The sequence below is a fragment of the Lentzea sp. CA-135723 genome, assembly GCF_050936595.1.
Classification (GTDB): Bacteria; Actinomycetota; Actinomycetes; order Mycobacteriales; family Pseudonocardiaceae; genus Lentzea.
Map to the genome: position 1 here is coordinate 7,362,553 of NZ_JBNJMK010000001.1, position 14,401 is coordinate 7,376,953.

General features: G+C 67.8%; 7 protein-coding genes. 5 read left to right on the forward strand and 2 right to left on the reverse strand.

All coding sequences use genetic code 11. The features are described from left to right. Positions 1–104: 104 nt before the first annotated feature. Genes ACQEU1_RS34550 through ACQEU1_RS34560 form a run of 3 tightly spaced genes read left to right on the forward strand, consistent with a single transcriptional unit; the run spans position 105 to position 11,252 of the window. On the forward strand, positions 105–9,629 hold the full coding sequence (locus ACQEU1_RS34550) for a polymorphic toxin-type HINT domain-containing protein (RefSeq protein WP_433210679.1): 9,525 nt from the start codon (positions 105–107) through the stop codon (positions 9,627–9,629). Position 9,630: 1 nt separating this feature from the next. Then, positions 9,631–10,251 (forward strand): hypothetical protein, encoded by a 621-nt coding sequence (locus ACQEU1_RS34555; RefSeq protein WP_433210681.1) that lies wholly within the window; start codon positions 9,631–9,633, stop codon positions 10,249–10,251. 23 nt (positions 10,252–10,274) lie between these two features. Continuing rightward, positions 10,275–11,252: an aldo/keto reductase gene (locus ACQEU1_RS34560; protein WP_433210683.1), complete on the forward strand. Its 978-nt coding sequence runs from the start codon at positions 10,275–10,277 to the stop codon at positions 11,250–11,252. A 1-nt stretch (position 11,253) separates the two neighbouring features. Here the strand turns inward: ACQEU1_RS34560 and ACQEU1_RS34565 are convergent, their stop codons facing one another. Beyond that, entirely contained in the window at positions 11,254–11,640 is a 387-nt protein-coding gene (locus ACQEU1_RS34565) for a PadR family transcriptional regulator (RefSeq protein ID WP_433210685.1), read from the reverse strand. Positions 11,641–11,834: 194 nt separating this feature from the next. Here ACQEU1_RS34565 and rlmN point away from each other — a divergent pair, with 194 nt between their 5' ends. Both rlmN and ACQEU1_RS34575 read left to right on the forward strand, forming a co-directional pair. Then, a complete protein-coding gene (gene rlmN / locus ACQEU1_RS34570) occupies positions 11,835–12,941 on the forward strand; it encodes a 23S rRNA (adenine(2503)-C(2))-methyltransferase RlmN (RefSeq protein ID WP_382441039.1) in 1,107 nt (368 codons plus the stop codon). Beyond that, positions 12,941–13,417, forward strand: coding sequence for a hypothetical protein (locus ACQEU1_RS34575; RefSeq protein WP_433210688.1), 477 nt, complete (start codon positions 12,941–12,943; stop codon positions 13,415–13,417). The genes rlmN and ACQEU1_RS34575 overlap by 1 nt, the downstream gene beginning before the upstream one ends. A gap of 15 nt (positions 13,418–13,432) precedes the next feature. Here the strand turns inward: ACQEU1_RS34575 and ACQEU1_RS34580 are convergent, their stop codons facing one another. Further along, positions 13,433–14,392: a hypothetical protein gene (locus tag ACQEU1_RS34580; protein WP_433210690.1), complete on the reverse strand. Its 960-nt coding sequence runs from the start codon at positions 14,390–14,392 to the stop codon at positions 13,433–13,435. Positions 14,393–14,401 lie beyond the last annotated feature (9 nt).

Genomic DNA, 14,401 nt, shown 5'->3' on the forward strand with positions numbered 1-14,401 from the left:
GTCTGTCGCGCGCAAGAGCGGGCAGGCGGACGTTCGTCCTATTGGCTGCGATCCTGGTGGCAATCGGCTTCTTCGGGCCACACGCATCTCAATTGATGCCACAGTTGAACGGCCTTCGTGAACTCGCCGAGGCACGGGCGCTGGCACCGAAGCAGCAGTGGGGCACGGCGGACGGCCAGTCGCACGAGGTCAGCGACGGCTTTCCGAACCAGGAGGCGCCCGCCTCCCTGCAGAGCAAGTACCCGCGCATCGAGGCGCAGAACGCTGGTGCTCCTCGCAACGAGGCCGAGGTCAAGCCCGCCTCCGCGACCGTGCGCGGTTTCGACGCCGCGACGAGCAAAGAACTCGCGGACGAGCGCGGCGAGCGGGAGCGCACCTACCGCAACTCGGACGGGACTCTGACCACCGAGTTCAGCCAGAGCGCCGTCAACTACCGCAAGCCCGACGGCACCTGGGCGCCGATCGACACGACGTTCGTCGGCACCTCCGAGGGCTGGCGCAACGCCGCGGACCAGACCGATCTCCGGCTCTCCCGCGATGCCGGCGCGACTTCCATGGTGCGGCTGAAGTTCGACGACCAGCACGAGGTCTCCTTCGGCCTGCAGGGCACGACGGCGTCGACGGGCGTCGCGAACGGCAACTCCGTCACGTACCCGAAGGTGCTGCCCGGCGTCGACCTGAAGTTCGAGGCGCAGGCGGGCGGCGTCAAGGAGGTCCTGGTCCTGGAGTCGGCCGACGCGCCGCACTCGTGGACGTTCCCGTTGCAGCTCAAGGGGTTGACCGCCAAGGTCGTGGACGAGCAGGTCGTGCTGTCCGACCGCGACGGCAAGGAGCGAGGCCGCTTTCCCCGCGGGTTCATGACCGACTCCAACGTCGACCCGCGCACCGGTGACCCCGCCATCTCCTACGGAGTGAAGTACCGCATCGACGGCCAGAACCTGATCGTCGAGGCGGACTCCGCGTGGCTGCGCGACCCGGTCCGCAAGTACCCGGTGCTGGTCGACCCGACCATCGAGAACCGCGGCACCTCGGACGCCCGCTTCTACCAGGGCACGTGGAACACCTACGGTGGCTCCGAGCTGAAGGTCGGCAACAGCGGCGGCCTGAACTCCGCCGGTTACCTGGGCTTCGCGGGCGTCGAGAACACCCTGCGCAACCACAAGATCCACGGCGCCGCGCTCTCGCTCACCAACTACTGGTCCTGGTCCTGCAGCCCGCGCCCGGTCAGCGTGCACCCGGTGCTCGCGCCGTGGGGTGGCGGCGGCTACCCCGGCCCGTCCGTTGGCGCCGCGCTCACCGAGTCGAGCTTCGCGCACGGGTACATCGGCCCTGGTCAGACGCGATCCAACTGCCCGACGGCTGCGGAGCAGGTCAACCTGGGTGCCGCCGGCCGCGACCTGATCCAGCGCTGGGTCACCGGAGAGCAGGCCAACCACGGCCTGAGCATCCGCGCGTCCGAGTCGGACAACTTCGGCTGGAAGAAGTTCACCGGTCGCGACACCGCGAACCCGCCGCGGCTCTACATCACACACACCCCCTACGACGCCGAGTACCGCATCGATCGCGGCGTGCCGGAACCTCCGGTGCACGCGCAGAGCCACGGCTTCGTCAAGCTCACGGTGACCAACCGCGGCGCTGAGACGTGGACCCCGGACACGTACGCGCTCGGCTACCGGGCCTTCACCGAGCAGGGCAACCCGGTTCGCACCGCTGAAACCGCGCTGCCGCGAAACGTGCAGCGCGGCGAGTCGGTGACCGTCGACGTCAAGATCGACCCGCTCGGTCCCGGCGGCTACCTGTTCGACTTCTCCATGCTGCGCAAGGGCGGACCCTGGTTCACCGACGAGCAGATCCCGCCCGCGCGGCTGGCGTTCCGCGTCTACAACATCCAGCCGGTGGTCAAGGCGCAGTACCCGCCGAACGGGTATTCGTCGCCGACGCTGACGCCCCAGCTGTGGACCGACGCGGTCGACATCGACTCGCCGCCCGGCAAGGCGTTGCAGTACCGCTTCAAGGTCTGCGAGTTCTCGAACGGCGAGGTCACGAACAACTGCTTCGAGTCCGACCGCATCGACACCCGCATGTGGACTGTCCCGGCGGGGAAGCTGTTCTGGGGCAAGGACTACGTCTGGCAGTCCTTCGCCTACGACGGTGACCTGGAGAACCCGGCGCTGCCGTGGAGCCACCTGCTCACCTCGGTGCCCCAGCCGAGCATCACCACGCACCTCGCGAACGCGCCGTACAACGGTGCCAACAAGGCGTTCGATCCGCAGAACGGCAACTACTTCTCGAGCGCCATCGACGTGTCGCTGTCCGGGTCCGGGCCCGAGTTGTCGGTCGCCCGCACCTACAACAGCCTCGACCCGCGCCGCGACCTCGCGTTCGGCGCGGGCTGGTCGACCCGCTGGGACATGCGGGTCGTGCCGGACAACGACGGTTCGGGCAACGTCGTCGTGACGTACCCCGACGGTCAGCAGGTCCGCTTCGGCCGCAATCCCGGTGGCGGCTTCGCACCCGCGCCCGGCAGGCAGGCCGACCTGCACGCGGAACCCGCCGAGTTCGGTGGCGGCTGGATCATGGTCGACACCCGGTCTACCTCGTACCGGTTCGCCCAGGACGGCAAGCTCACCAAGATCACCGACCAGACCGGGCAGGTCGTCGACGTCAAGTACGACCAGACCACCGGCAGGCTCTCGGAGGTCGTGAACCCCCGCAACGCGCGGAAGCTGACGTTCACGTGGGTGGACGCCCAGCCGGGTTTCTCAGCGCACGTGCGGTCGGTGAGGGCCGACGCCGACAACGACCAGCAGCTCACCTGGAACTACGAGTACACCGGCGACAAGCTGACCAAGGTGTGCGACCCGAAGTCCGGGTGCACGCAGTACCAGTACGACCAGGGCTCGCACTACCGCAGCGCGGTGATCGACGCGAACCCCGGCTCGTACTGGCGGCTCGGCGACCCCGCCGGGACCAAGGTCGAGAGCCAGGTCCGCACCAACCTCGGCAAGGACGACGGCGTCGCCAACGACACCACCTGGGCACCCGGTGCGATCGCGGGATCTCCCGACGGCGCAAGGCAGTTCAACGGCACGTCGTCGTTCGTGAAGCTGCCGGCCGGTCTGATCAAGAAGAACCGCGACCTGGCCGTGGAGATGTGGTTCAAGACCACGTCCGGTGGCCCGCTGCTCGGCATGCAGCACTACGAGTTCAAGCAGGACGCCACGCCGTCGACACCGCAGATGCCCGTGCTGTGGGTCGGCACGGACGGCAAGCTGCGCGGCAACTTCTGGAACGGCAAGGCCGAGCCGATCACCACGACCGGCACCGTCAACAACGACCAGTGGCACCACGTCGTGCTGTCCGGATCCGTCGGTACGCAGTCGCTGTTCCTCGACGGCGAGCTCGTCAACACCGCCCTCGGTGAGATCGACCACCTCACCATGACGAACAACCAGCTCGGTGCCGCCAACACCGACGGGTGGCCCGGTCTGCCGGGCGGTATGCGCTACTTCTCGGGCACGATCGACGAGGTCTCGTTCTACGAGCACGCGATCGGCACGACCACGGCGAAGCAGCACTTCGGCATGGCCAAGCCGTCCGACCAGCTCACCAAGATCACGCTGCCGAGCGGTCGCGTCGCCGCCACGATGGCCTACGACGTCGTCAACGACCGGCTGCGCGAGTACACCGACAGCGACGGCGGCCTGTGGAAGATCGCCGCGCCCGCGGTCACCGGCACCGAGCAGAACCTGGTGCGCACCACCATGGTCACGGATCCGGGCAACCGGTTCCACTACGCCGACTACGACCCTTCACGCGGCCGGATCCTGCGCTCGCTCACGCCGCTCGGCCAGGGTGTGCGCCCTGAGGACATGGCCATCGGCGGTCCTGTGCCGCCGGGAGGCGACCCGTGGGGTGGCGGGCCCAACCGCGGTGCCGGCGTGCGGTCGTTCGACTACGACGACCGCGGCTTCATGAACAAGATCACGGACGAGAACGGCAACCAGGTCCAGCTGACCAACGACACGCGTGGCAACGCGATCTCGCGCAAGACCTGCCGCACGTCCACGACGGACTGCCAGACCTCGTACTTCAGCTACTACAACAACCCGAGTGACCTCACCGACCCGCGCAACGGCAAGCTGCTCACGTCAGCGGACGGCCGTTCGGCCCACGCCGACGACACCACCTACCGCACCACGAACACCTACACGGGTGTGGGAGTGCGCGGCCTGTTCGAGTCGCAGCGCCTGCCGGACGGGTCGATGGTGCGGCACACGTACACGACCTCGTCCTCGGTCGGACCTGCCGGCCTGGTGGAGACCACGACCGACGCGCGCAACGTGCAAACGAAGTACACCTACTACCAGTCCGGCGACCTGGAGTCGGTGAAGAACGCGGCGGGCCTGGTCACCCGGTTCACCTATGACAAGCTCGGCCGCAAGATCACCCAGACAGAGGTCTCCACGGCCTATCCGCAGGGCCAGACCACGACGTTCACCTACGACGAGCTCTCGCGGCAGAAGACGATCACGCGCCCGGCCACCACGAACAAGATCACCGGCGTCAAGCACACCCAGCGGACCACCTACGAGTACGACGCAGACGGCAACGTCATCGAGGCCAAGGTCAGCGATCTGACCGGCGGCGACCAGACGCGGCAGGTGACCACCGAGTACGACGGCCGCGGCAGGGCGGCGAGGGTCACCGACCCCGAGGGCAACGTGACCACCAGCGGTTACGACTCGTTCGGCAACCTCGCGTGGACCGTGGACGCGGTCGGCACGAAGTACGAGTACGCGTACACCAGCCGGAACAAGATCGCCGAGGTGCGCCTGCGGGCGTGGCACGGCGACCCGGTCGGACCGGGCGGTCCCGGCGGCGACGGCGATGGTGACCAGACCGTGCTCGACACGCTGGTGCTGAAGTCCTACGCGTACGACGTCGCGGGCAGGTTGACGCGCGAGACCGACGCGATGGGCCGCAGCAAGCGTTACGAGTACTACAAGGACGACACGGTTCGCCGGGTCATCGCGTCGAAGATCAAGGACCCGTTCGACTCCTCCGGCGCGACGCGCGACCTGGTGCTGCAGGAGTTCACCTACGACAAGGCCGGCAACGTCGCGAAGGTCGTGAACGCGGGCGGCCTAGTCGTGGAGAAGACCTACGACGTCCTGAACCGCGTCAAGACGGAGAAGGCCGACCCCGCCGGCCTCGGCCGCACCACGTCGTACGACTACGACGCGGGTGGCAACGTCACCAAGGTCGCCATCACTGGCAAGCCGTCGAACAGCGTTCACCAGGACGCTCCGCGCACGTTCGCCGTCGAGTACGGCTACGACACCGCGGGCCGACGCACGAGCGAGACCTCGTTCAACGGCACGGAGCGGCTGACCACGTCGAGCGTCTTCGACCAGCGCGGCCTCCTCTCCTCCGCCACCGACCCGCGAGGGACGGCCGCCGGAGCAGACGCCGCCGCGTTCACCACCAACTACACCTACGACGAAGGCGGCCGGCTCGTCGCGGTGACGTCGCCGACGGTGCAGGTGGAGACGAACGGTGTCGCCGTGTCCGCGCGTCCGACCGTCCAAACCGGACTCGACACCTTCGGTGGTGGCACGGAGCTCAAGGACGCCAACGGGAACGTAAGCAAGCAGGCGTTCGACAAGCTCGGCCGCGTGGTGCGGGCGGAGTCGCCCGACTACACCAAGCCGGGCACCACGACGGCCGCCCGCGCCGTCACGCTGACCGAGTACACGCCGCTCGGTGACGTCCGCAAGGTCACCAACCCGCGGGGCGCCGTCACCGAGTTCAGCTACGACCAGCAGCGCCGCCTTGTCGCGCGGTACCAGGCGGACGCCGCGACAGCGGGCCGTACGACGGGTTCCTGGCTCTACAGCTACACCCGTTCCGGTGAGCAGCTGTCGGTCACCGATCCGACCGGTGCCCGCGTGGAGACGACCTACGACGATCTCGGTCGCGCGGTCACCTCCACGCAACTGGAGCGTTTTCCGACGCCGTCCGCGTTCACGACGCGCATGACCTACGACGACGCGAGCAACCTCAAGACGGTCACCTCGCCGTTGGAAGAGGTCAGCACCTACGCGTACGACGCGGTGGGACAGCGGACCTCGTCCACCGATCCCGCCGGCGTCGTGACCAAGCTCGGTTACGACAGCATCGGCCGTCAGTCGCGGGTGTCCGACGGTCTGAACCGCACCACGTTCCAGACCTACGACACGGCGGGGCGTCCGTCCACTCAGTACTCGCTCGACGCGAACGAGTCGTTGTTGCGCATGTCGCGCAACTCCTACGACCGCGCCGGCAACCTCGTGCAGACGACGGACCCGTACCAGCGCGCGACCACCTTCACCTACGACGCGATGAGGCGCGTCACGAGCCAGGTCGAACCGGTGGCCGACAACAAGTCGATCACCACGTCGTTCGGCTACGACGCGGCCGGCAACCGGACCAGGTTCACCGACGGCCGGGGCAACAAGACCCTGTACACGGTCAACAGCCTTGGGCTCGGTGAGTCGACGGTCGAGCCCTCGACCACGGTGCACCCGCAGGCAGCGGACCGCACCTGGACCGTCGGCTACGACCTGAACGGCAACCCGGACAAGGTCACGGCTCCTGGTGGTGTCACGCGCACCCGCACGTACGACCTGCTGGACCGCCTGACGGGTGAAACCGGGACCGGCGCCGAGGAGTCGACCGACGCGCGCACCCTCCGCTACGACCTGGCCGGCCTCATGGTCGAGTCGAACGCTCCCGGCGGCACCAACGTCCTGACGTACAACGACCGCGGCGCGCTGCTCACCACAGACGGCCCCTCCGGCAAGTCGTCGTTCACCTACGACTCCAACGGCCGCATGGCCACCCGCACCGACGAGTCCGGCACCTCGCGGTACTCGTACCTGCAAGGCCGCGCCGCGACCACGCAGGATTCGGTGACCGGCGCCGTGCAGACGCTGGGCTACAACGAGGCCGGGCAGGTCAAGATCGTCAGCTACGGCGCCGACCGCACCCGTTCGTTCGGGTACGACGAGTACGGCCGTCTGAAGACCGACAAGCTGGCAGGCGCCGGCGGCACCACCGCGGCGTCCATCGACTACGGCTACGACCTCGCGGACCGGCTGACGTCGAAGACGACCGCGGGTCTCGCGGGCTCCGGCACGAACACCTACGAGTACGACTACTCGAACCGGTTGACCGGGTGGACGTTCAACGGCACCCGTACCGACTACGGCTGGGACGACGCGGGCAACCGCGTGCGTGCCGGCGCGAAGACCGCCACCTACGACGAGCGCAACCGGCTGCAGGGCGACGGCGACTACACCTACAAGTGGTCGGCTCGTGGCACCTTGGCCGCTCGTGTCTCGTCCGGGCTGGAGGAGAAGTACGGCTTCGACTCGTTCGACCGTGCGGTGCGCAACGGTGAGACGCGGTTCGCGTACGACGGCCTCGACCGGCTGAGTGCGCGCAACGGCAAGAAGTTCACTTACGCGGGCAACTCGCTGGACCTGGTCTCGGACGGCGAGTCGCGGTTCAGCCGCGGGGCTGACGGGTCGTTGCAGGCGCTCGCGCAGGGCGATCAGCAGCGTCTGACGGTCAGCGATCGGCACGGGGACCTGGTCGGCGGGTTCGATCCTGCCGGTTCGCTGCAGTCGTTGACCGACAGCGCGGCGTTCGACCCGTTCGGGCAGGCGATGGCTTCCGCCGGTGCGAAGCGGTCGCTCGGGTTCCAGGGCGACTACACGGATCCGGCCAGCGGTGAAGTGGACATGGGTGCCCGTTGGTACTCGCCTGGAACGGGTGGCTTCACGGCTCGGGACAGCATCTCGCTGCCGTCGTCGCCTTCCGGTCTGGCGAACCGCTACGCCTACGGGCTGGGTGCGCCGACGAACTACGACGACCCGGACGGTCACTGTCCGATCTGCCTCGGCGTGGTCGCTGTCGTCGGGCTCATCGGTTGGGGCGCTTACGAAGTACAGCAATACATGGGACGCCCCGTCCCGGCCGACCCGCAGCCCTGGTGCTCCAGTGGTGGCTGTGGCCCGACCTACTGGACTGACGGTGGAGGTTCCTCCAGCGACTCGTTCGGTGGCGGCAACATCCCCGGCCGCACGATCAGCCCGGGAAAGAACAACACGGGTGGAGTCGGCGTCTACCGGCCAGGACCGTCACCGACCCAGGTAGCGCGGGACGCCTCCGTGTCTGCCGCCCGAAACAACCCGCTGCCTCAGGTGGCCGCGGCGACGACCCCGATCTTCAGCGGCTCGGCCGGCGACTCCATCGCCCCGCCGGTGTCGTCGTCGCCGGACGCGCCCGCCCAGCAGGTGTCGGACAACCAGGTCGCCGACCAGCAGGAGTCCATCAAGAGGGACGTCGACAAGGTCACCGGCGGTGAGCCCGTGATCAAGTCGGTCGGCGAGCCCAAGGACGTGGGCTTCTGGGAGTGGGTCGAGAACAAGGTCAGCAACCTCGACTGGTCCGAGGTCGGGCACACGATCCTCGACGTGGTCGGCATGATCCCGGTGGTCGGCGAGATCGCGGATGGCATCAACGCGGTCTGGTACCTCGCTGAGGGCGACTACGTGAACGCGGCTTTGTCTGCGGCGGCATTGGTGCCGTTCGCGGGGGCGGCGGCGACGGCCGGAAAGCTCATCGGCAAGGGCTTGCAGAAGTACGGTGACGAAGTCGCCAGTGCGGTGGGGTGTCTGCGTGGTCGCAACAGTTTTGTCGCCGGCACACGCGTGCTGATGGCGGACGGCTCCACCAAGCCGATCGAGCAGGTCCAAGTCGGCGACGAGGTGGTGGCCACCGACCCGACGACCGGGGAGACGAGTTCTCGCAAGGTCACTGACCTGATCGTTGGAACGGGCGCGAAGGAACTGGTCAAGGTCACCGTCGACACCGATGGCGAGGCGGGTGACAGGACCGATTCCCTCACGGCGACCGGTGGACACCCGTTCTGGGTCGAAGACCGCAAGACGTGGCGCGACGCGAAGGGGCTCGAGCCGGGCGACGACCTCCGCACCGCAGACGGGGCGTTGGTCGAGGTCACAGGCATCGCCAAGTGGACTGAGCACCGCACGGTTTACAACCTCACGGTCGACGGGTTGCACACCTACTACGTCTTGGTCGGCAACGCGTCGGTTCTCGTTCACAACTACGGGGCAGGTGGCGGAACTCCTTGTGGAGCCTTCCAGGCGATGCAGCGTGCGACCGAACTTCAGAAGCAGGCAGGCTGGAGCGGAACGACCTCGGTCGTGCGAGTCCGGAGCTTGACCGGCCTCGTCGACGACGCCGGAAAGGCCTTGGAACAGACCTGGGTCGCGAGCAACAAGAAGTACATGCCCACCGGTTGGCGCAAGAACGATTCGCTTGGTGCTGACGAGATCTTCCAGAAGGGAGATGGGCACGCCGAAGAGACGATCATCAACAACCTCTTCAACAAGGAGACCGGGGTCCAGGAGTGGGGGATCGTCGAAGGCGGCACCTCGACAGGCATCTGCTGGAGCAACTGCTACCCTGATTTGACTGGAAACGGTATTACTGTCGGTGGGCCCGGTTTCCGGTCGAGCAAGATGAACTCACCTTGGCGAATGTTCTGGAGTATGTGACATGCCGCAGGGACCGTACGGCGAGCTTGCTTCCGCGCTTGAAGGTGCGTCTTCTCGGGCGTTAGTCCTGAGTGCACTGGCGTGTATTCACCGCGCATCGGCCGTGCTAGTCGCGGCCGGCGCGGTGGATGGGAGCGATGCGCCATTCTCTGAGGATTCGCTGGCGGAGTTGGGGCGCCTGGACGACGTGGGCGCCGTTCTGCGTGCCGTGGTGTCCAGGCAGCAGGGGTTGGCCGCTCACTCTGCGGATCCTGAGACAGGCGAGCTCCCCGAGGAGTCAGAACGAGCCGAGTTGCTGGCGATGGCGTCCGAGATGGTGCTGCGGGCCGGATTGGACACCGCAGTTTCCTCGCTCAGGGAATGGTCCGACTTTTGTTCGTCACTTTCCGGAGACATTGCGCAGCTTCTTGACGCGATGGGACTTCCCGCTGTGGAAGAGTATGGGTCGCGGTCGCCAAGCCCGTATGAGGAAATCGCTCCGCTGCCTGCTTGGGAGATTTTCACGCAGCTGGAGATACTTCGAATCGCGGATGAGCGCGATGCTTTGAGTCGTGTTTCGGACTTGTCGACCGCGCTGCGACGCGAGCTCGCGACCATCGCGTCGGAAGCGGTCGGCGACTGAAGCGCGGACTAGGCTCTCGGTTCGTGGAGACGCGAAGCGCAGGCAGGTTGGGCCGTCAGGTCGGCGTCGTGGGGCTGGGCTGCTGGCAGCTCGGTGCCGACTGGGGCGAGGTGGACGAGAGCGACGCGCTCGCGTTGCTGCACGCCGCTGCGGACACGGGGGTCGACTTCTTCGACACCGCCGACGTCTACGGCGACGGTCGCAGCGAGACGTTGGTCGGGCGTTTCCTGAAGGAGCGCGAGGACGACGGGATCTTCGTCGCCACGAAGATGGGGCGGCGGCTGCCGGCGCAGGTCAGCGAGGGCTACAACCGGGAGAACTTCCTCGCGTGGAACGACCGGAGCCGCCGCAACCTGGGCGTCGACACCCTGGACCTCGTGCAGTTGCACTGCCCGCCGACCGCGGTCTACAGCCGCGACGAGGTGTACGACACCTTGGACGAAATGGTGGAGCAGCAACGGATCGCTGCTTATGGCGTGTCGGTGGAGAAGGTCGAGGAGGCGCTGGAGGCGATCAGGCGCCCGCACGTGGCCAGCGTGCAGATCATCCTGAACGCGTTCCGGCACAAGCCCCTCGAGCAGGTGCTGCCCGCGGCCGCCGAGGCCGGGGTGGCGATCATCGCGCGGGTGCCGCTCGCGTCCGGTCTGCTGACCGGGAAGTACGACAAGGCAACGACTTTCGGTGCGGACGACCACCGCAACTACAACCGCAACGGTGAGGCGTTCGACGTCGGCGAGACCTTCTCCGGCGTGCCGTACGAGGTCGGCCTGGAGGCGGTGGAACGCCTGCGGCCGCTGGTGCCTGAGGGGGCCACGATGGCGCAGTTCGCGCTCAGGTGGATCGTGGACCAGTCCGGCGTCACGGTGGTGATTCCCGGCGCCCGCAACGTGGAGCAGGCGCGCGCCAACTCGCACGCGGCGTCACTGGAGCCGGTCGACGGCAAGGCCGTCGCCGAGGTGTACGACGAGCTGATCCGGCCGCACGTGCACGACCGGTGGTAGCTCACTCCTCGGCGAGGATGGCGTACAGCTTGCGCCGCAGCTCGTTGTAGAGCTCGACCGCGCGGGTCTTCTGCTCCGGCGTGCCCGCGTGGGAGATCTGCTCCATCGCGGCGCCGAGCAGCCGCACCGCGGTGCGCAGCTCGCCGTCGACCGGGTCGAGCTGGATGTCGATGTCGTGCCAGGGCGGGGCCGTGTGCTCCGCCCTGCCGTGTTCGGTGACGGTGAACAGCTTCTTGCCTCCTTCTTCGGTCGAGGAGACGAGGCCTTCGTCGGCGAGCATCTGCAGCGTCGGGTAGACCGAGCCGGGGCTCGGGCTCCACACGCCGCCGGTGCGCCTGGCGATCTCCTGGATGATCTCGTAGCCGTGCATCGGCCGTTCTGCCAGCAAGGACAGAACCGCCGCCCGGACGTTGCCGCGCCTCTGGCGGCCGCCCCTGCCGCCGCCCCCGAAGGGACCGCGGCGATGCCTGTGGTGGTGCTCTCTGTGGTGTGGTTTCATCATCATGCCGTTAACGATATATCGGAAGCTATCGCGATGCAACGGTCTTAGGTCGGCGAACTTCGTGGGACACTGGATGTGCTATGACTTCGCTTCCCCTTGTCTTCGACGCGCCCAAGCGCGGCCTGCCGCCGCGCCACCTGGTCGACCTCTCGCCAGCCCAACGCGCGGAAGCCGTTGCGGCCCTTGGTGAAAAGCCGTTCCGGGCGAAGCAGCTGTCGAACCACTACTTCAGCCGCCTGACCGTCGACCCGGCCGAGATGACCGACATCCCGGCCGACGCCCGCGAGAAGCTCGTGGCCGACCTGATGCCGCCGCTCTTCACGGTCGTGCGCAAGGTCACCGCTGACGAGGGCACCACGGCGAAGACCCTGCTCCGCGCGCACGACGGCACGCTCATCGAGTCCGTGCTCATGCGCTACCCCGACCGCGCGACGCTGTGCATCTCCTCACAGGCGGGCTGCGGCATGGCCTGCCCGTTCTGCGCGACCGGCCAGGGCGGCCTGCAGCGCAACCTGTCGACCGCGGAGATCGTGGACCAGGTGCGCCTCGGCGCCGCCGCCATGCGCGACGGCGACCTGCCCGGTGGTCCCGGCCGGCTGTCGAACATCGTCTTCATGGGCATGGGCGAACCGCTCGCGAACTACAAGCGGATCCTCGAGGCCGTGCACCGCATCTGCGACCCGGCGCCGGACGGCCTGGGCATCTCGCAGCGGCACGTCACGGTGTCGACGGTCGGTCTGGTGCCCGCGATCAAGAAGCTGACCGAGGAGAACCTCCAGGTCCGCCTCGCCGTGTCGCTGCACACGCCGGACGACGAGCTGCGCGACACGTTGGTGCCGGTCAACACGAAGTGGAACGTCGCCGAGGTGCTGGAGGCGGCGCGCGGGTACGCGGACAAGACCGGGCGCCGTGTCAGCATCGAGTACGCGTTGATCCGCGACATCAACGACCAGGGGTGGCGGGCGGACCTGCTCGGCAAGAAGCTGCGCAAGCACCTCGGGCAGCTGGTGCACGTGAACCTGATCCCGTTGAACCCGACTCCCGGGTCGAAGTGGGACGCGTCGCCGAAGCCGGTGGAGCGGGAGTTCGTGCGGCGGGTGCGGGAGCAGGGCGTCGAGTGCACGGTGCGAGACACGCGGGGGCAGGAGATCGCCGCGGCCTGCGGTCAGCTGGCTGCCGAGGGCTGATGGACGCCGCGCAGATCGGTGCGGCGCTCGACGACGTCTTCGACCAGGCGCTCGTCTTCCACGGCTTCACCGACTACATGCGCGACTACGACGTCTTCGTCTGCGCCACCTCCGATCCCGTCACGGGCATTCCGCCGGAGCACCTGCGGTACCGCTTCCGGCACTGCGTCCACGCGGCGGTCACGACCTCGGTGGCGCCGCACACGTGGCACAGGTCCCTCGACGACGCGTTCGTCGACGGCTGGCAGGACCGGGACGACCTGGACGGGTACGTCTGGGGTGTGCGCTGGCAGGTGCTCTACCCCGGCGCGAAGGTGGTAGCGGACTCCGCGGCCGCGCAGGCGTGGTCGAAGCGGCTCGGGATGCCCATGCACGAGGTGGTGATCGAGGCCAACGGACACCACATCTCGCTGGTGTTCGCGGACCTGGTGGTCGACCGCGTCGAGCCAGGCCACACGCCCTTCGTGGTGACCTGACCCGGCGCGGACCGATCAGACGTCCGTGTACCAGTGCACGCCGAGCGTGCCGCGGTTCGCAATCCGTTGCTGAGCCTCAATGCCGACCCAGCCGCGGAACTTCTGCGCGTCGTCGATCACCTGGAGCATCGGCTTGAGGTGTGAGCCGCCGGTGTAGCAGGTGTTGCCGCCCTGCAGCAGGCACGTGCAGAAGTGCTCGTAGTAGTTCTTGCGGCCGCCGTCGGACGCCAGGTAGTAGCGGACCGCCTTCTGCTCACCCGGTTTGCAGGCCGAGCAGGCGGTCGAGCTGTCGGCGACCGCGATGGCGGCGCTGAGGCAGTTGCCGTTGCACTTCTTGAACTCCTGCAGGTTGATGCCCGAGGTGCCCCAGTCGGACGTCATCTTCTCGTTCTTGGCGTCCCAGGCGTTGTAGCGGAACTCGCCGGGGTAGCGCTTCTTCGGGATGTTGTCGAGCGGCACGGAGACCGTGGTCCTGACGTTGCTGCCGTAGCCCTGGCCGACGTTCGCGCCGTAGCTCGAGCCGGTCAGCCCGATCACGCTGATGCCGGTCTCCGGACGGCTCACCGTCCAGTTCTCGGTGGCGCCGTTGCTCCAGGAGATGGCGAGCTTGTCGCCGGTGACGGTGTAGGTGCCGCGCAGTTCCTTGACCTCGGCGCCGTTCTGGAAGCCGCCGGCGGTGTGGATCTTGCAGTTGTCGCAGCCCGCCGAGGTCGGGCCGATGGTGGCGGCCGGGTAGCCGATGCTCCAGCTCCAGAACCAGAACGCCTCGCGCACGGTGCCGTCGAGGTCGAAGTAGTACATGGCGAGCCGGGCGAACTCCTTGCCCGTCGGCGGGGTGCCTTCCGGCGCCACCTGGCCGATCGAGACCGCGTAGCTCTCCTTGCCGCCCGGTCGTTCCGCCGCCTGCGCCGGGGCCGGCGACACCAGTGCGAGAAGGACCCCGATCACGACGAGGCCCGAGAACTTGCGTTTCAACGTCGTCAA

Coding starts and splice junctions, on each gene's coding strand:
- ACQEU1_RS34555 (WP_433210681.1), top strand. CDS start 9,631: ATGCCGCAGGGACCGTACGGCGAGCTTGCTTCCGCGCTTGAAGGTGCG.
- rlmN (WP_382441039.1), top strand. CDS start 11,835: ATGACTTCGCTTCCCCTTGTCTTCGACGCGCCCAAGCGCGGCCTGCCG.
- ACQEU1_RS34575 (WP_433210688.1), top strand. CDS start 12,941: ATGGACGCCGCGCAGATCGGTGCGGCGCTCGACGACGTCTTCGACCAG.